Source organism: Streptomyces sp. NBC_00286 (assembly GCF_036173125.1).
Lineage (GTDB): Bacteria > Actinomycetota > Actinomycetes > Streptomycetales > Streptomycetaceae > Streptomyces.
In genome coordinates this window covers 9,388,289-9,405,109 of the sequence record NZ_CP108054.1, presented here as the reverse complement: position 1 = coordinate 9,405,109, position 16,821 = coordinate 9,388,289, and the positions used below count along the sequence as shown (strand labels likewise).

At 70.4% G+C, this 16,821-nt stretch carries 20 protein-coding genes; 12 read left to right on the top strand and 8 right to left on the bottom strand.

Going from position 1 to position 16,821, the window contains the following annotated elements:
* Positions 1-144 precede the first annotated feature (144 nt).
* From OHT21_RS42455 to OHT21_RS42415, 9 genes are all read left to right on the top strand, one after another.
* Positions 145-1,317: a C45 family peptidase gene (locus tag OHT21_RS42455; RefSeq protein ID WP_328773569.1), complete on the top strand. Its 1,173-nt coding sequence runs from the start codon at positions 145-147 to the stop codon at positions 1,315-1,317.
* 86 nt (positions 1,318-1,403) lie between these two features.
* Positions 1,404-3,050, top strand: coding sequence for an ABC transporter substrate-binding protein (locus OHT21_RS42450; RefSeq protein ID WP_328773568.1), 1,647 nt, complete (start codon positions 1,404-1,406; stop codon positions 3,048-3,050).
* A 4-nt stretch (positions 3,051-3,054) separates the two neighbouring features.
* Positions 3,055-4,005 carry an ABC transporter permease gene (locus OHT21_RS42445; RefSeq protein ID WP_328773567.1) on the top strand — a complete coding sequence of 317 codons (951 nt, stop codon included), beginning with the start codon at positions 3,055-3,057 and terminating at the stop codon, positions 4,003-4,005.
* On the top strand, positions 4,002-4,856 hold the full coding sequence (locus OHT21_RS42440) for an ABC transporter permease (RefSeq protein ID WP_328773566.1): 855 nt from the start codon (positions 4,002-4,004) through the stop codon (positions 4,854-4,856). Before OHT21_RS42445 ends, OHT21_RS42440 begins: the two co-directional genes overlap by 4 nt.
* A 6-nt stretch (positions 4,857-4,862) precedes the next feature.
* The gene (locus OHT21_RS42435; RefSeq protein WP_328773565.1) at positions 4,863-5,882 is read left to right on the top strand and encodes an ABC transporter ATP-binding protein; all 1,020 of its coding nucleotides are present in this window, start codon (positions 4,863-4,865) and stop codon (positions 5,880-5,882) included.
* Positions 5,879-6,766: an ABC transporter ATP-binding protein gene (locus OHT21_RS42430; RefSeq protein WP_328773564.1), complete on the top strand. Its 888-nt coding sequence runs from the start codon at positions 5,879-5,881 to the stop codon at positions 6,764-6,766. The genes OHT21_RS42435 and OHT21_RS42430 overlap by 4 nt, the downstream gene beginning before the upstream one ends.
* Positions 6,767-6,998: 232 nt before the next feature.
* Positions 6,999-7,613, top strand: coding sequence for a lytic polysaccharide monooxygenase auxiliary activity family 9 protein (locus OHT21_RS42425; RefSeq protein ID WP_328773563.1), 615 nt, complete (start codon positions 6,999-7,001; stop codon positions 7,611-7,613).
* Positions 7,614-7,715: 102 nt separating this feature from the next.
* Complete coding sequence (locus tag OHT21_RS42420) at positions 7,716-8,336, top strand: L-threonylcarbamoyladenylate synthase (protein ID WP_033319247.1); 621 nt, start codon at positions 7,716-7,718, stop codon at positions 8,334-8,336.
* A gap of 319 nt (positions 8,337-8,655) precedes the next feature.
* Positions 8,656-10,029, top strand: a complete 1,374-nt coding sequence (locus OHT21_RS42415) for a trypsin-like serine protease (RefSeq protein WP_328773562.1) — start codon at positions 8,656-8,658, stop codon at positions 10,027-10,029.
* 171 nt (positions 10,030-10,200) lie between these two features.
* Here OHT21_RS42415 and OHT21_RS42410 read toward each other — a convergent pair whose 3' ends face one another.
* The 3 genes from OHT21_RS42410 to OHT21_RS42400 all read right to left on the bottom strand — a co-directional run bounded on the left by OHT21_RS42410 (position 10,201) and on the right by OHT21_RS42400 (position 12,313).
* Positions 10,201-10,578 (bottom strand): DoxX family protein, encoded by a 378-nt coding sequence (locus tag OHT21_RS42410; RefSeq protein WP_328773561.1) that lies wholly within the window; start codon positions 10,576-10,578, stop codon positions 10,201-10,203.
* Positions 10,579-10,777: 199 nt separating this feature from the next.
* Entirely contained in the window at positions 10,778-11,272 is a 495-nt protein-coding gene (locus tag OHT21_RS42405; protein ID WP_328773560.1) for a peptidylprolyl isomerase, read from the bottom strand.
* Positions 11,273-11,344: 72 nt separating this feature from the next.
* Positions 11,345-12,313 (bottom strand): alpha/beta hydrolase, encoded by a 969-nt coding sequence (locus tag OHT21_RS42400; RefSeq protein ID WP_328773559.1) that lies wholly within the window; start codon positions 12,311-12,313, stop codon positions 11,345-11,347.
* Between the two features lie 213 nt (positions 12,314-12,526).
* On the opposite strand from OHT21_RS42400, the gene OHT21_RS42395 reads away from it, so the two are divergent.
* On the top strand, positions 12,527-12,985 hold the full coding sequence (locus OHT21_RS42395; RefSeq protein ID WP_328773558.1) for a MarR family winged helix-turn-helix transcriptional regulator: 459 nt from the start codon (positions 12,527-12,529) through the stop codon (positions 12,983-12,985).
* Positions 12,986-13,085: 100 nt separating this feature from the next.
* On the top strand, positions 13,086-13,448 hold the full coding sequence (locus tag OHT21_RS42390; protein ID WP_328774436.1) for a cupin domain-containing protein: 363 nt from the start codon (positions 13,086-13,088) through the stop codon (positions 13,446-13,448).
* Positions 13,449-13,520: 72 nt separating this feature from the next.
* Here OHT21_RS42390 and OHT21_RS42385 read toward each other — a convergent pair whose 3' ends face one another.
* From OHT21_RS42385 to OHT21_RS42375, 3 genes are all read right to left on the bottom strand, one after another.
* On the bottom strand, positions 13,521-14,084 hold the full coding sequence (locus OHT21_RS42385) for a DUF6886 family protein (RefSeq protein WP_328773557.1): 564 nt from the start codon (positions 14,082-14,084) through the stop codon (positions 13,521-13,523).
* A gap of 44 nt (positions 14,085-14,128) precedes the next feature.
* Positions 14,129-14,548 (bottom strand): CBS domain-containing protein, encoded by a 420-nt coding sequence (locus tag OHT21_RS42380; RefSeq protein WP_328773556.1) that lies wholly within the window; start codon positions 14,546-14,548, stop codon positions 14,129-14,131.
* A gap of 96 nt (positions 14,549-14,644) precedes the next feature.
* Positions 14,645-15,106 carry a TIGR03668 family PPOX class F420-dependent oxidoreductase gene (locus OHT21_RS42375; RefSeq protein WP_328773555.1) on the bottom strand — a complete coding sequence of 154 codons (462 nt, stop codon included), beginning with the start codon at positions 15,104-15,106 and terminating at the stop codon, positions 14,645-14,647.
* A gap of 159 nt (positions 15,107-15,265) precedes the next feature.
* On the opposite strand from OHT21_RS42375, the gene OHT21_RS42370 reads away from it, so the two are divergent.
* Complete coding sequence (locus OHT21_RS42370; protein ID WP_328773554.1) at positions 15,266-15,574, top strand: hypothetical protein; 309 nt, start codon at positions 15,266-15,268, stop codon at positions 15,572-15,574.
* 89 nt (positions 15,575-15,663) lie between these two features.
* On the opposite strand, the gene OHT21_RS42365 is transcribed toward OHT21_RS42370, so the two are convergent.
* Positions 15,664-16,158, bottom strand: coding sequence for a hypothetical protein (locus OHT21_RS42365; RefSeq protein ID WP_328773553.1), 495 nt, complete (start codon positions 16,156-16,158; stop codon positions 15,664-15,666).
* The gene (locus OHT21_RS42360; protein WP_328773552.1) at positions 16,155-16,730 is read right to left on the bottom strand and encodes an RNA polymerase sigma factor; all 576 of its coding nucleotides are present in this window, start codon (positions 16,728-16,730) and stop codon (positions 16,155-16,157) included. Before OHT21_RS42360 ends, OHT21_RS42365 begins: the two co-directional genes overlap by 4 nt.
* Positions 16,731-16,821: the final 91 nt, after the last annotated feature.

Genomic DNA, 16,821 nt, shown 5'->3' with positions numbered 1-16,821 from the left:
ACCTGGTGCCATCATTTCAGAAGCTCCGGATCCTGAAACGCACATTACAGGCCGCCGTGGGCCCGGGCCCTTGGATCACTCACGTCGCAGAGCACAGTCCCAGAACGACAGCCCAGAGCGTCAGTCGCAGAGCACAGGAGAGGCATGACAGCCAGCGCCATCCCGATCGTCGAGATCTCCGGTACGCCCGTCGAGCGCGGCCGTCAGTACGGCGAGGCCGTGCGCGGCAGACTCGGCGCCGCGCTCGCCTACTACCAGGAAGCCTTCGGCCAGTCGTCGGGGCTCACCTGGGAGCAGGTCACCGCGCGGGCCGAGCGCTGGCTGGAGCCGGTGCGCGCGTACGCCCCCGATCTCGTCGAGGAGATGAGCGGGATCGCCGAGGGCGCCGGGGTCGGGCTGCTGGACGTGCTCGCGTTGAACGCCCGGGGCGAGATCATCTACGACGAGACCTTCGCCAGGATGCGCGGCCGGGACGACTCCACGGAGGACGCCGTGGAAGAGAAGGGCACGGCCGACGGCTGTACGTCCTTCGCTGTCATGGGCGAGGCCAGCGGTGACGGGCACGTGTACTGCGGCCAGAACTGGGACTGGCGGGCGGGCACCGCGGACACCCTCGTGATGCTGCGGATCGTCCAGCCTCCGCGCCCCACGGTGATCATGCAGGTCGAGGCGGGCCAGATCGGCCGCCAGGGCGCCAACTCCGCGGGTATCGCCCTCAACGCCAACGGTCTCGGCGGCCGTTTCGACGACGCCGTGGGCCTCCCCCAGACCGTGATCCGCCGCCGCGTCCTGGACAGCGAGTCGATCAGCGAGGCAGTCGAGGTGCTGTGCCGCACCCGCGGCCATATCGCCAGCAACGCCCTGCTGACCTGCCGCGAAGGCTTCGCCGTCGACCTGGAGACCACCCCCGGCGCGCACGGCTGGCTGTATCCGGCCGACGGCCTGCTCGTGCACGGCAACCACTACCAGGCCGACGTACCCGTCCAGCTCGCCGCCAGCTACCGCCCCGCGTCCTCCGATTCACTGATCCGCGTCCCCCGCGCCGAGGCCGGACTGCGCCAACTGCGTACAGCCACCGCCCCCGACGACTCCCGCAAGCTGATCCGCCAGGCCATGTCCGACCACCTCGGTCACCCCGAGGGCCTGTGCACCCATCCCGATCCGCGCCAGGCGGAGGTCAAGCGGTGGACGACGCTGCTGTCCTCCTGCGTGGACCTGACCACCGGCGACTACCACGTAACCCCGGGCACCCCCTGCGACCACGAGTACCAGTACCTGCCCTGGAACCTCTACGACGGCCCGCACGCACCGAACTGACGCACCCTCAACCCCGCGACGCATAACGCTCCCCCACCGCGCTGACGCCGCCTCCTCACCCCTCGAACCACCAGGAAGAGCCTGCTATGAGAACCAAGCTCTGTACCGCCGCAGCCGGCCTCGCGGGAGCACTGCTGTTCACCGCGGGATGCTCCGGCGCCTCCACCGGGACGGGCGGCGCGACCGCCGACGCCGCCGAACTCAAGCTCACCAACACCACAGCCAAGGCGTCCGGCGAGGCCGCCTCGGTGAACTGGCTGGTGGAGCAGGAGCCCGGTTCGCTGGACCTGGACCGGCAGGGCACCACCAGCGGACGGACGGTGCTGGCCAACGTCTGCGAGCGGCTGTTCCAGCTCCAGCCCGACCTCACCACCCAGCCGCAGCTCGCGTCGAAGGCCGAGTACACCGACGACAGGACGCTCGTCCTCACCCTCCGCGACGGCGTCACCTTCCACGACGGCTCCCCCATGACGGCCGACGACGTGGTGTGGAGCCTGCAGCGGCACGCGCAGCCGGAGATGTCGGAGTCGGACGAGTACGAGGACGTCGACGAGATCACCAAGACCGGCGCATCCGAGGTCACCGTCACCTTCAAGGAGCCCAGCGCCCTGTTCATGAAGGCGCTGGCCGGCGACGCCGGGATCATCATGGACCGCGAGACGGTGGAGAAGCAGGGCGACGACTATGGCACCCCTGGGCAGCCGGACGCCTGCACGGGACCGTACCGGCTGAAGAGCTGGGACTCCGGGTCCTCCATCGCCATCGAGCGGTACGAGGACTACTGGGACGACAGCAGCCCGGCGCTGACGAAGAACGTCCTCTTCCGCTGGGCGACCGGCAGCGCGCTGGTCAACGCCGTCTCCACCGGCGCCGCCGACGGCTCGTATCTGACCGCGACGGGTCCGGCCGCCGTACTGGCCGAGAAGAAGGGCGTACGCGCCTACTACGGGCAGAGCACCACCGCCTGGTCGCTGAGCCCCACCGACAGCGGCGCGCTGAAGGACACCCGGCTGCGCAAGGCGCTCTCGCTGGCGCTGGACCGTGAGGGCATCGCCAAGTCCGGATTCAGCGGACTCGCCCAGCCCTGGGCGACGCCCGTCGGCCCCGGCGCATGGGGTTACGAAAAGGCCGCATTCCAGAAGGCGCAGACGGACCTGGAGAAGTCGACCGCGTACGCGGCGTCGCCGTCGTCCGACGACATCGACGAGGCCAAGAGGCTGGTCGAGGAGGCCGGGGCGCCCGCGCAGCCGATCGTCGTGGCCAGTGACGGCGGCGAGAGCCAGACGGTCATCACCAACGCGGTGCGCGGCGCGGCCCAGAAGATCGGTCTCGAGGTGACTGTGAAGACCGTGCCGCCGAGTCAGTACGACGAGTTCTTCGCCGACCCGAAGGCGCGGGAGGGCTTCGACCTGATCGCGGTCGACTGGTACATCTCCAAGGCCGACCCGGTGGGCTTCTACGACAACGGCATGTCCGGCAGCGCCAACAACTGGCTCGGCTACGCGGACAGCGGCTACGACGCCCTCGTCAAGAAGGCCCAGCAGACGATCGACGACAAGGAGCGGGCGAAGCTCGTCATCGAGGCGCAGTCGAAGTTCGCCGACGCCGCCGTGTGGATTCCCCTGGTGCAGGTGCCGTCGGTGCTGGTGCTCGGCGAGAAGTACACCGGCCCGCCCGCGTCCATGGTGTCGCTGTACTACCCCTGGGCCGCCGACCTCGGAACGAAGGGCTGACGCCATGCTGCGCGGACTGCCGCGCCGGATCGCCGGCCTGCTCGCGACGCTGCTCGCCGCCTCGTTCGTCATCTTCTCCGCCGTCTACGCGGCTCCGGGCGACCCCGCCGTCCTGCTCGCCGGCAGCAGGCAGGAACTCACTCCCGAGAAGCTCGCGGCGGTCCGCGCCGAGTACCACCTCGACGAGCCGCTCGTCGTCCAGTACGGGCGATGGCTGTGGGAGAGCGCGCAGGGCGACCTGGGCCGGTCGTTCCAGTACCGCGACCAGGTGGCGGACCTGATCGGGGCCCGACTGCCGACCACCCTCGAACTCGTCGCCTACGCCACGGTGTTCTTCGTGGTCCTGGGCGTCGGCTCCGGGGTCCTTGCGGCGCTGCGCCGCGGCTGGGTGGACTCGGCGGTCGTCGGGGGCACCACCCTCGCCGCGTCCATCCCCTCGTTCGTCGCCGCGATCGCGCTGGTCTCGCTGTTCGGTGTGCAGCTCGGCTGGTTCCCGGTGACCGGCCAGGGCGAGGGATTCGCCGGCCGACTGCACCATCTGACACTCCCGGCCTTCGCGCTGGCACTGGGGGCGCTCGCGGTGATCAGCCGGGTGACCCGGCAGGCGATGGCCGAGGCGTACGCCTCCGATCATGTGGAGGCCGCCCGCGCCGCCGGTCTGACGGAGCGTGAGATCGTCCTGCGGCATGTGCTGCGCAACGCGCTCGGCCCGATCGTCACCATGTGCGGCCTCGTCATGGCGGGCATGCTCGCCGGAACGGTGGTCGTCGAGACCGCCTTCGGCCTCAGCGGCGTCGGCTCGCTGCTGGTGAGCGCGATCACCACGCACGACTTCCCCGTCACGCAGGCGGTGCTGCTGCTGATGGTCATCGGCTATGTCGTCGTCACGACGCTGGTCGACCTCGTCCATCCGCTGATCGACCCCCGGGTCTCGCTCGGAGGGAAGGCCGCATGACGACTCTGACAGCAGCCGGGGCACTGCTCCCGGTCAAAGTGCGGGCCCGGCGGCCGGTACCGGTGATGCTGGCGGGCGGCTTCCTCGCCCTGGTCGTGGTGGCGGCCTTGTTCGCACCCCTGCTCGCGCCGTACGCACCCGACGCCGTCGACCTGTCCGCCTCACTCGCCGGGACGAGCCCCGACCACCTGCTGGGCACCGACACCTCGGGACAGGACCTGCTCTCCCGGGTGCTGTACGGAGCCCGCTCGAGCCTGCTCGCTCCCCTGGCCCTGCTCGCGCTGGCCGCCCTGCTCGGCATCACCATGGGCACGGTCGCCGCCTGGTACGGCGGCTGGGTGGACACCCTGTTGTCACGGGTGACGGATGTGATGTACGCCTTCCCGGGCCTGCTGTTCGTCGTCCTGGTGATCGCGGTGTTCGGCGACGGCCTCACCACCTCCGTCGTCGCCATGGGGCTCGCGTACGCGCCCACCATCGCCCGGTACACCCGCAGTCTCGCCCTGTCCGAGCGGTCCAAGCCCTACATCGACGCCTATCGGGTCCAGGGCATGGGCGGGGCGCGGATCTGCGTACGTCATCTCGTGCCCAATCTGTCCGGTGCGCTCGTCGGCTACCTCGTGGTGCTGTTCGGCGAGGGACTGATGAGCCTGGCCACGCTCAGCTATCTGGGCTTCGGCGCCGGATCGCCCAGTATCGACTGGGGATTGATGGTGCAGGAGGGCCAGGACGCCGTGGTGCAGGGAGCGCTGCTGCCGGCCCTCGTACCGGGCACGGCCATCGCCGCCGTGGTGGTGGCCTTCAACATCGTCGGGGTCTGGGTCTCGGACCGGCTGGGCCAAGGAAGGTAACCGTCCATGCTGCTGGACATCGAGAATCTCACCCTCCGGCTGCCCTCCGGGGCCGCCGCCCGGCCCCTGCTCGCCGAGGTGTCGCTGACCGTCGGCCGGAGCGAAGTGGTCGGCCTGGTCGGCGAGTCGGGCTCCGGGAAGTCGACCACGGCGCGGGCGGTGCTGGGAATGCTGCCCGCGGGAGCGTCGGTCTCCGGCGCCGTGCGGGTGGACGGCGAGGACGTACTCGCCATGGAACCCGGCCGCCTGCGCGCCCACCGGTCCCGTACCGTCTCCATGGTCTTCCAGGACCCCCGCTCGGCGATGAACCCGGTCCGCAGGATCGGCGACTTCCTCACCGAGCCGCTCGTACGCGTCCTGGGGCTGCCGAAGCGCAAGGCGGCGGCGAAGGCCGTGGAGCTGCTGGCCGCCGTGGGGCTGCCCGATCCGGAGCGCCGGATGCGGCAGCGCCCGCACGAGCTGTCCGGCGGCATGCTGCAACGGGTCGTGATCGCCGCCGCGCTCGCCACGGACCCCGGCCTCCTGCTCGCCGACGAGGCGACGAGCGCGCTGGACGCGACCACCCAGGCGGAGGTGCTGGCCCTGCTGCGCGGCATCCAGGAGGAGCGGCGGCAGGCCGGCAGCGGCCTCGGCACCCTGTTCATCACGCACGATCTGCCGCTCGCCGCCGCCTACTGCGACCGCGTGTACGTGATGTACGCGGGCCGCGTGGTGGAACACCAGCCCGCCCGCGGACTGTTCGCCGACCCCCGGCATCCCTACACCCGCGGTCTGCTGGACTGCTCGCCCTCGCTGGGCGACAAGCGCGAACTGCGCCCCATCCCCGGCCGCCCGCCGTCCCTGTCCGACACCTTCACCGGCTGCCCGTTCGCCCCGCGCTGCCCGCGCGCCGAGGAGGAGTGCGAGAGCTGGACGCCGGTGACGGTGCCGTTCGGCGGCGACGGCGGACCGGCGGACAGTGAATCCGTGGACGGCGGGTCGGCCGCCTGCCGCCGTCTGGAACTCGCAGCGAGGAGCAGCGCATGACCAAGGCCGAACCCGCACTCGTCGTACGGGGCCTGTGCAAGAGCTATCCGCTCCCGGGCGGCGGCCGTACGGCGGCCGTGGACGACGTCTCGTTCTCCGTGGCGGCCGGCTGCTCGCTGGGCGTCGTCGGCGAGTCCGGCTCCGGAAAGACCACGGTGGCCCGGATGCTGGTGGGCCTCGTACGGCCGGACGCGGGAACGATCGCCGTGAACGGGCGGGAGCGGACACCCCGGGAACGCGGCGGAAAGCTGCCCGGGCCCGGGCGGAGGCGGCCGGGCGGGGGCAGAACGGCACGTCTGCGCCGTGCCCGCGAGATCCAGATCGTCTTCCAGGATCCGTATGTCTCCCTGGACCCCCGCCTGACAGCGCGTCAGTGCCTGCACGGCGCCTTGCGGCTGCACGGCCGGTACGAGGGTGAGGCCGCCGTGACGCGGGTCGGCGAACTGCTCGATCAGGTGGGCCTGGGCAAGCGCGAGGCCGATGCCCGGCCATGCGGGCTGTCGGGCGGGCAGCGTCAGCGGCTGGCCATCGCCCGTGCGCTGGCCGTGGATCCTCAGGTGCTGGTTCTGGACGAGGCGGTGGCGGCGCTGGACGTGTCGATCCAGGCGCAGATCCTCCAGCTTCTCGCCGATATCCGCCGGGAGACCGGGGTGGCCCTGGTCTTCGTCAGCCACGACCTGGCCGTCGTACGGCACATCACCGACGACACGCTGGTGATGCGCCGCGGCCGCACGGTCGAGACCGGCCCGACGGCCCGCGTCCTGGACGCTCCGGCGGACCCGTACACCCGGCTCCTGCTCTCCTCCGTGCCACGCGAGGGCTGGGATCCCGCCGAGACGGTACGGCTGCGCGGCGAACTCGCCGGAGCGACGCGGAAGGACTGACCGTCGTACGTCGAACGCATCGAACGCGCCATCCAGGACGTGGAAGTGGGCCTGGAAGTGGCGCGATCGTGCGTTGCGGCCCTGTGGCCCGAGGAAGAATCTGGAGGATGCGGGAGCGCTCCCATACCGGAATTCACCATCTCGGAAAGAATCGGAAAGAAGGAGACCCGTGTCCGATTGTCATGATCGCACCAAGTTATCGGTCCGACCTCGGGCAACTCTCGTCCTGAGCATGGTCACCGCGGCCCTGCTCTGCCTGATCCCCTGGAGCGGCACCGCCGTGGCCCACGGTTCCGTCATCGACCCGGCGTCCCGTAACTACGGCTGCTGGGACCGCTGGGGCGACGACTTCCAGAACCCGGACATGGCGCAGGAAGACCCGATGTGCTGGCAGGCCTGGCAGGACGATCCGAACGCCATGTGGAACTGGAACGGCCTGTACCGCAACGGCTCCGCCGGCGACTTCCAGGCGCACGTCCCCGACGGTCAGCTGTGCAGCGGCGGCCGGACCGAGGGCGGCCGCTACAACTCCCTGGACACCGTGGGCGCCTGGAAGACCACGGACATCGGCAGCGACTTCACCGTCAAGCTGTACGACCAGGCCAGCCATGGCGCGGACTACTTCCTGGTCTACGTCACCCGCCAGGGCTTCGACCCCACCACCCAGCCCCTGACCTGGGGCGACCTCCAACTGGTCGCCCGGACCGGCAGGTACGCCCCGAGCCAGAACTACTCGATCGACGTGAGCACCTCGGGTCTCACCGGCCGCCATGTCGTCTACACGATCTGGCAGGCCTCGCACATGGACCAGACGTACTTCCTGTGCAGTGACGTGAACTTCCGCTGACACATCCCCGTCCCGCCGTCCCGCCGGACGTAGCGGACGCAGCGCGTCCGGCGGGACACCGGTCTGCGCGAGCTTCAGCGGACAAGCGCATAAGCTCGGCAGATGGCCAAGTACTTCGACGTGCACCCCGACAATCCCCAGCAGCGCACCATCGGCCAGGTGGCCGAGAGCATCCGCTCAGGCGCCCTGGTCGTCTATCCGACGGACTCCTGTTTCGCGCTGGGCTGCCAGCTCGGCAGCCGTGACGGCATCGACCGGATCCGGTCCATCCGGCAGCTCGACGACCGGCACCACTTCACGCTCGTCTGCCAGAACTTCGCGCAGCTGGGCCAGTTCGTACATATCGACAAGGACGTGTTCCGCGCCATCAAGGCCTCCACGCCCGGCAGTTACACCTTCATCCTGCCCGCGACGAAGGACGTGCCGCGCAGGATGCTGCACCCGAAGAAGAAGACGGTCGGCGTCCGTATCCCCGATCACACCGTCGCCCAGGCCCTGCTCGCCGAACTGGGCGAGCCGCTGCTCTCCAGCACCCTGCTGCTGCCGGACGAGGAAGAGCCCATGACCGTGGGCTGGGAGATCAAGGAACGCCTCGACCACGTCGTGGACGCGGTGGTCGACTCCGGGGACTGCGGCACCGAACCGACCACGGTCATCGACTTCTCGGGCGGCGAGGCCGAGATCGTACGCAAGGGAGCGGGCGACACGGCGCGCTTCGAGTGACGCGCCGCCCTATGGGCGAGCCGGGGCTTCCGCGCTGGCCGGCACGAGGGGTGCGGTGCTGCGCGAGCGGGTGCCGACCGGGGCGACGTCGCCCGGGGTCCAGAACCTGATGGTCCTGGCGGGTGACGCCCACGTGGGCTAGGTCTTCGACATCGAGGAGGCCTTCGACGACCTGGCCTCCAGGACCGTGCGGCTGCGTCGCGTAACTCTCCTTCCCTGTTCGGCTGAAGAGGCGAAGGCCTGCACATCATTTGCCCTGCTTGCGGCAAAACCTACGGGTTCGAGGCCCTTTCATCGTCGAACCCGAGGAGAGATCCTGATGGTCCATCGATCCGCCGGAGCAGGCTGCGTGGCCCTGACCGTACTCGGCGCACTCGTGCTGGCGGGGCCGCCCGCGGCCGTCGCCGCCGAGCCCCCCGTACCGACGACCGCGACCTCCGCCGCCGAGACGCTGGGCGCGCACCAGCCGTCGGCCGACGTACTGCGCGCGCTGCGGCGCGATCTGGGCCTGACCGAGGCGCAGGCCAGGACGCGGCTGGTGAACGAGGCGGAGGCCGGCACGCGCGCAGGCCGGCTCCAGAACGCTCTGGGCGAGCGCTTCGCGGGCGCCTGGCTGCACGGCGCGACCTCCGCCGACCTCACCGTCGCCACCACCGACGTCGCGGACGTCCCGGTCATCGAGGCCGGCGGCGCCAAGGCCGCGGTCGCCAAGAACGCACTGGCCGAACTCAGGGCCGTCAGGGCGAAGTTGGACGCCGCGGCCCGTCCCGACGGCCTCGGCACACCCGTCCGGTACGTCGACATCCGGGCGAACCGGGTGACGGTGCAGGCGACCAGCCGGTCCGCCGGGAACGCGCTGGTCGCCGCTTCCGGAGTCGACCGGAAGCTCGTGCGAGTCAAGGTGTCGGCGAACCGGCCGCATGCCCTGTACGACATCCGGGGCGGCGACGCGTTCCACAACCTCGACGAGCAGGCCCGCTGCTCCGTCGGCTTCTCCGTCACCTCGGGCCAGGAGCAGGGCTTCGCCACCGCGGGCCACTGCGGGAGACCGGGCAACAGGACCGCCGGCTACAACCGGGTCGACCAGGGAACCTTCAGAGCCTCCACGTTCCCGGGCCGCGACATGGCCTGGGTGCGGGTCAACAACGACTGGACGGCGACCCCCAACATCAAGGCCGCGGGAGGAAACAACCTCCAGATCAACGGCTCCGTGCAGGCCCTGGTCGGCGCCGCGGTCTGCCGGTCCGGCTCCACCAGCGGCTGGCGCTGCGGAAGGATCGAGCAGCACGACACCAGCGTCAGCTACGACGAGGGCACCATCCACGGTGTGACCGAGACGACGGTATGCGCCGAGTCGGGCGACTCCGGCGGCCCCGTCGTCGCGAGCACCCAGGCGCAAGGTGTCCTGTCCGGCGGCTCCGGAGACTGCACGACCGGAGGAACGACCTACTACCAGCCGATCAACCCGCTGCTCCAGGCGTACGGACTCGTCCTGACGACCAGCACGAGCGGTACGGCCGCTCCGGGCGGCGCCCCTCAGGAGCCGGCCGGCGGCACCTGGGCCCCGGGCCAGGTCTACGGCGTCGGTAGCACGGTGACCTACGGCGGCGTCACCTACGAGTGCCTTCAGGCGCATCAGGCGCAGACGCCGTGGCAGCCCGCGGGCACTCCGGCTCTGTGGCAGCGCCGCTGACGGTTGATCAGGGGCGTGCGGCGCGAGGCGCCCTCCGCTGCAGGGTGTGCCCACCCTCCCCCACTCTCGGCTTCGCTCGAGCGGGGGGACCCCCATCGCCCTGCGGAACGACTGCCCACAGCGGTAGCGGCAGCGGTGGGCGAGTCCTCGCGCCGCGCAACGGCGGCCGGGTTATCCGTTTCCGGAGGCGCGTGCGACGCCCCGGGCCCACAGCACGAGGGGGATCTGGAGGGGCAGGCGGCCGAATGCCGCGGTCTTGACGGCGGTGGAGCGGTGCCGCCAGTCGAGCGCCATCTGCACATTGGCCGGGAACACCCCGACGAAGAACGCCGCCGTGGCGCGGGCCGCGGCCTGCCGTGTGCGGGGATGCGCGAGCCCGGCCGCCAGAGCGAGTTCGGCGGCGCCGCTGGCGTAGGTCCACGTCCGGGGGGAGCCCGGCAGCATGCGCGGGATGGTCGCGTCGTACGGCTTCGGTGCGACGAAATGCGTCACGCCGGCGGTGGCGAGGAGACCGGCGAGTATGAGCGGGGAGCGGCGGGAGGGGGCCATCGTGTCTCCGTAGTCGTGGATACAGCGCGCGTGGATACAGCGCGCGTGGATACGGCGCCACGCTACGGGAGGGCAGGCGCTGCCGCGCACCCGCCTACGGCGTCAAGTCCCTTGTGCCGTCCGGCAGTTGGAGCACAACACCCCGCCCCCGCCGACCCTCGAAGTCGAGTCGGCGGAGGTCACCGCGGCGCTTTAGCAGTTACGCGACGATGCCGGACTTCGCGATCTTGATCGGCACCCTGGTCGCGCCGGAGCGGGAGCCCTGGGCCTCGACGGCCTTGACGACGTCCATGCCCTCGACGACCTCGCCGAAGACGACATGCTTGCCGTCCAGCCAGTCCGTGATGATCGTCGTGATGAAGAACTGCGAGCCGTTGGAGTTCGGCCCGGCGTTGGCCATGGACAGCAGTCCCGGCTTGGTGTGCTTCAGCTGGAAGTTCTCGTCGGCGAACTTCTCGCCGTAGATGCTCTTGCCGCCGGTGCCGTCGCCGCGGGTGAAGTCACCGCCCTGGAGCATGAAGTCGGGGATGACCCGGTGGAAGACGGAGCCCTCGTAGCCGAAGCCGTGCTCGCCTGTGGCCAGCTCACGGAAGTTGCGCGCGGTCTTGGGGACCACGTCGTCGTACAGCTTGAAGACGATCCGCCCGGCGGGCTGGTCGTTGATGGTGATGTCGAAGTACACGTTGTTGCTCATGGCTTCATCCAAACACCTTCACCCCCCGCGGCACACTTCGGGCCCCGCTCTCGAGGCCCGAGTGGTGTGGCGTCAGGAAGTCCCGAAGGCCGTACGCAGCGTGCTGACCGCCTGGGCGATGGCGGCTTCCGCCGCGTGGGTCTCGCGGAGGGCGTTGAGCATCACGAAGTCGTGGATGATGCCCTGGTAGCGGACGGCGGTGACCGGGACGCCGGCCTTGCGGAGCTTGTTGGCGTAGGCCTCGCCCTCGTCGCGCAGCACGTCGGCCTCGGCGGTGATGACCAACGCCGGGGGCAGACCGGTGAGTTGCTCGGTGCTGGCGCGCAGCGGCGATGCGGTGATCTCGGCGCGCTGGACCTCGTCCGTCGTGTACTGGTCCCAGAACCACTGCATGGCGTCGCGGCGCAGGAAGTAGCCCTCGGCGAACTGGTGGTAGGAGCCGGTGTCGAATGCGGCGTCGGTGACCGGGTAGAAGAGGACCTGCTGGACGAGGGGCACGTCGCCGCGTTCCTTGGCCATCAGGGTCAGTGCGGCGCTCATGTTGCCGCCCACCGAGTCGCCGGCGACCGCGATGCGGGTGGCGTCGAGGTTGTGGCCGGCGCCGTCGGTGACGATCCAGCGGGCGACGGTGTAGTTCTGCTCGATGGCGACGGGGTAGCGGGCCTCGGGCGACAGGTCGTACTCGGGGAAGACCACCGCGGCGCCGGTACCGACGGCGAGTTCGCGTACCAGGCGGTCGTGGGTGTGGGCGTTGCCGAAGACCCAGCCGGCGCCGTGGATGTACACGATCACCGGGAGAACGCCCTCCGCTCCCGCGGGCCGCACGATGCGCGTCCGGACCTGGCCGGTGGGGCCGCCCGGCACGACGACCCACTCCTCATCGACGGCGGGCATGACGGCCTCGGCCGACTGCACCTCGTCGACAAGCTTGCGGCCGTCGGCCGGTCCTAGGTCGAACAGGTACGGCGGGTTCGCGGTCGCCTCCGCGAAGGACAGTGCGGCGGGCTCGAGGACCGGGCGGGGGGTGGCGTTCTCGGTCATGGCGGTCTCCTCGGATCGGATGCCGCGGACACACTCCGGGGCGGTCTGCGCTGGGGAGCGGCGGCACGGTGCGACAGTAGCGCGCCATTTAGTCGTGCGCAACTTATTAGTGGTCGATACAATCGAGAGGACGTGAAAGATAAGGTGGACGTCCTCGTGCAGGGCACAGAAGCCTCATGCAGGGGCACAGGACCAGAGGAAGGCAGCGAGACCATGACCGCAACCGGGGCAGAACCGAGGCAGGAGGGCTCCCTGCTCCTCGACGACCAGCTCTGCTTCGCCCTCTACGCGGCCTCGCGGGCGGTCACGGCGCGCTATCGGCCCCTGCTGGACGAGCTCGGGCTCACCTACCCGCAGTACCTCGTGATGCTCGTGCTCTGGGAACAGGATTCGGTGTCCGTACGCGACCTGGGCACCGCGCTCCAGCTGGAATCCAGCACCCTCTCCCCGCTCCTCAAGCGCCTGGAGGCGCACGACCTGGTCCGCCGCGAGCGCCGCGCGGAGGACGAGCGTTCCGTCGCCATTCGTCTCACCGAGACCGGCGCGCGCCTTCGGGAACGGGCCCGTACCGTGCCGGTGGCCATCGGCGACGCCATGGGCCTGACCCGCGAACAGGACGCCATGGCCAAGCAGTTGCTCCGCCTGCTCACCGCGAACGTCACCGAGGACTGACCTGGCATTTCCCTCAAATGGCGGTCCCCGGTTGACAGGCAGACGATGGAGTGGAGGGCCTGCGAGATTGCTGGCCATGGCCACAGCGGAGGGAAGCACGATGATCGAGGTCAAGACGGTCGAAAAGCCGGACGAGCGACGCGATTTCCCCAGGGGCCACCTCGAAGCCGTCCACCTCACCGGGCTGGACTTCGCGGTGGCGACCTTCGAGCCCGGCTGGCGCTGGTCCGAGTCCGTGGCTCCGATCGCGGGGACCGAGAGTTGCCAGGTCCATCACAACGGCTATGTCGTCCAGGGACGGCTCCGCGTCCGCATGGACGACGGCGCCGAGAGCGAGGTCGGTCCCGGCGACGTCTTCGTGGTCCCGCCCGGGCATGACGCCTGGGTCGTGGGCGACGAAGCCGTGATCGCGTACGACTTCGCCGGTGGCATGGCGCAGGAGTACGCGAAGGCGAAGGGCTGACAGCGCGCGCGACGCAGGTCGCGGATCACTCGCGTACGGATGGATTAGTCACGTACGTCTCTGGCCATCGCGTTACGCAGGCGGATGCAGGGGATTACGTACGTCCCTGGCCGTCGCGTTGCGCAGGCGGATGCCGCTGAACCCCAGCGTGCTGGTGGTCACGGCGTCCCAGAACGCCCAGAGGTTGTCGAGTACGCGCAGCTGGATTCCGGCGTCCCGGTGGAGCCCGAGCAGGTCGCCGACCGGCTCGGGCGGGCCGAGCGGTTGGACGGGTTCGCTCGCCACGACGGCGTGCGGTACCGGTTCGCCGAACGGCCGGAAGGCGTCGGCGGAGAACCGGTAGGCGAACAGCCGGACGTTCAGGAACTGTTCCACCCAGCCGTACTCGATGGCGTGCACGCGCTCGCCGCCGCCCGGGCCGAGGATGCGTTCCCGGTCGGACGCCGAGGTGCCCGGCTCGGTCCAGGCCATGGCCCGCGGACACTGCCGGGGGAACCAGTAGTCCGGCGCCCGGCCGTGGTCGACGGCCCATACATAGGCCTCCGGCTGCTGGGCGGTGGCGGCGACGTGCGGACGGAACTCGGTGATCGTCGGGTCTTCCGAGAAGTGCAGGACCTCTCCGGGTCGTGGACGCATGCCCCGGTTCTACCGCAGCGCCACCGCCCGGAGACGGTGTCGCCTCACTCGTTGGGAGTGGCCGCGCTGATGTCGCCCAGCGCGGACTCCGGGTCGCGCTCGATGGCGAGGTCGCCCAGAGCGACGATGCCCACGGGCGTCTTGCCCTCGACGACGGGAAGCCGGCGCAGGGAGTGTTCGCGCATCAACTGGACGGCGCGGCCCACCTCGTCGTCAGGGGTGACGGTGACGAGTTCCGGGCTGCATGCGGACTGTACGGTCGTGTCGGCGGGGTTCTTGTCCTCGGCGAGGACGCGCACCACGAGGTCGCGGTCGGTGACCAGGCCGCGCAGTTCGTCCCCTTCGGCGACCAGCACGGCGCCGATGTCCTCGTCACGCATCCGGTGCGCGACCTCGCTCACCGCGGTACGCGTGCCCACCGCGACGGGGGCACTCGTCATGATCTCGCGGACCTTCTGAGCCATCACTGTCCTCCGATGAACGGGCGGCGACCTCCCCAGCCGCCGCTGGACCGTCCCAGTACCCGCAGGATGTGGCTCCAAGCACGCTCCCGTGCCATGTCATCGGCCGGTTTCCTCTTCGGAGTGGGCGCGCCAGCCGTGCCGGCGTCGTACGGAGATGACGACCACCGGTCCGCCTGGGGGCCGTTGACGATACTGGGCGTATTTCTGCCGCAGCAGTTCGATCGCGGCGGCGTACTCGTCCCGCGCGTCCTGTTCCGACGCGTCCGGCTGTACGACGTGGGCGGTGCCGTCCACCCGTACCCACCACAGCCGGTCCCAGTCCTCGTCGTACGCGTCCACCAGCAGGCAGACCTCCGGGTGGACGGCGATGTTGTCCAGGCGCTTCATGCGCCCCGGTCGCTTCGGCTTCCAGTCGATGGCGGTGACGATCTCGTCGCCGCGCACGGCGAACACGAGCGGGACCAAGTGCGGGTGCCCCTCCGCGTCCGAGGTCGCCAGTCGCGCCACTCGGGCCTCGGCGAATCTCCGCCGCGCCTCGGCCTCGTCCATGACCGGCATGAGGAGCCTCCGTCCGCCTGTGTCTGCATCTGTTCGCGTCGATGTCCGTCCATGGTCGCGCGGGTTCGGGTTCTGTCCGAGCCGGGGGCACGTCCGACGCGAAGAACGGGCGGCCTTAAGGTCGAGGTGGATGTACCTGACCTGAGGAGAGCACCGCTCGTGCCCGACGCACCGATCTACGACCAACTGATCTCCGAACGCGGCGACATTCCGCTCCAGGTCCGCAGCGAGGCCCGCCGGCTCCAGAGCGAACTCGGCTGGATCGCCGAGGCGGAACCGTCGCCCGCCGGACGGCCGGCCCGCTCCCCCACTGCTCCGGCGCCGGTTCCGGCTCCCAACTCCCCTCCTCAGCCACCTAGTTCACAGTCCGGCCAGGGGGCTGGTTCGCAGTCGGGTTCGCAGGCCGGTTCGGGGTCTGGTTCGCAGTCGGGTTCGCAGGCCGGTTCGCAGCAGGGCTGGTTCGCCTGACGGGATCCGGCACCGGCACCGGCACCGGCATCAGCCTCAGGACCTGGGCACGTCGCGGGTTTCAGACGGTGGGTGTCAGCCGGTGGGTGTTAGACGCGCAGCCACTCCGTCACCACGACTTCCTCGTCGGTCCGCAGCCTCAGGGCGAACGGACCAGTGAGAAGCCCTTCACAGAGGAAGCGGCCCATCGCGTCGGCCGTCACCGTGGCGGCCGTCGCCGGCTGCGCGGCACCCAGGATCTCGATACGGGCCGCCTGCGGCGGCAGCAGCTGGCCCGTCATCCCCTGGGCGGTCACCTCTACGTCGACGGTGAGGGCGGACGTGCTGAAGGTCAGCATCCTGGGCACGTCCTCGCCCCGGACCGGGGCGGCGTCGACGACCGAGTCGAACGTCAACTCGGCGAGATGGGCGTCCATATCGCGCAGCGCGTGCAGGGCGTAGGCCTCGACGGCGATGTGCCGCAGGTCGGCGGGCACCGGGTCCAGGATGGCGGCGGCCTGGCGCAGCGCCTCCTCCAGCGCGTCGTCCTCAGCAGCGGCCCCATCGAAGCTGTCGAAGGTGTCGTTGCCATCGTTGTCGTTCACAGCACCCCCCGGGCGACGAGACGCGCGCGCAGGCGGCCCAGGCAGCGCTGGCGCAGGGGTCCGATGCTGCCCACGGCGATGCCCAGCGCGGCGGCCACCTCCTGGTAACTGGGCGGCGGGGAGGCCATCAGGACGCGGAGCAACTCCCGGCAGCGGTCGCCCAGTTCCTCGAACTCCTGCCACATCCGGCGAATACGTTCCGCCTCCGCGGCGGCCTCCTCGGACTCGATCAGCGACTGTTCGGGCGTACGGTCCTCACTGATCCGGTCGAGCACGCGGGCATCGTCCGTGGGAGTCAGCCGCCGGCTGCTCTTGATGACCTTCAGGCACTCGTGCCGCGCGGTGCTCGCGAGCCAGGAGCCGGCCTTGTGCGGTTCGCGGATCCGCCCGAGGTGCTGGGCGAAGCGGAACCAGGCGGTCTGGTACACCTCGTGACCGTCGGCGTCGGAGAGCCGGTGGGCGCGTACGACGGACCACACCAGCGGGCTCAACCCGTCCACCAGCGCTTTCCAGGCCGCCGCGTCCCCGTCGGCGGCGGACTGGACGAGCGCACCGACAGCATCACGATCCACGGCCTCACCCCTCGTGTACGGCAAGTCATCGTACGCCGCGGAGTGAGGGATTCCGACCGTGATCCGGGACAAGAGCACCGTGCCCGAGCAG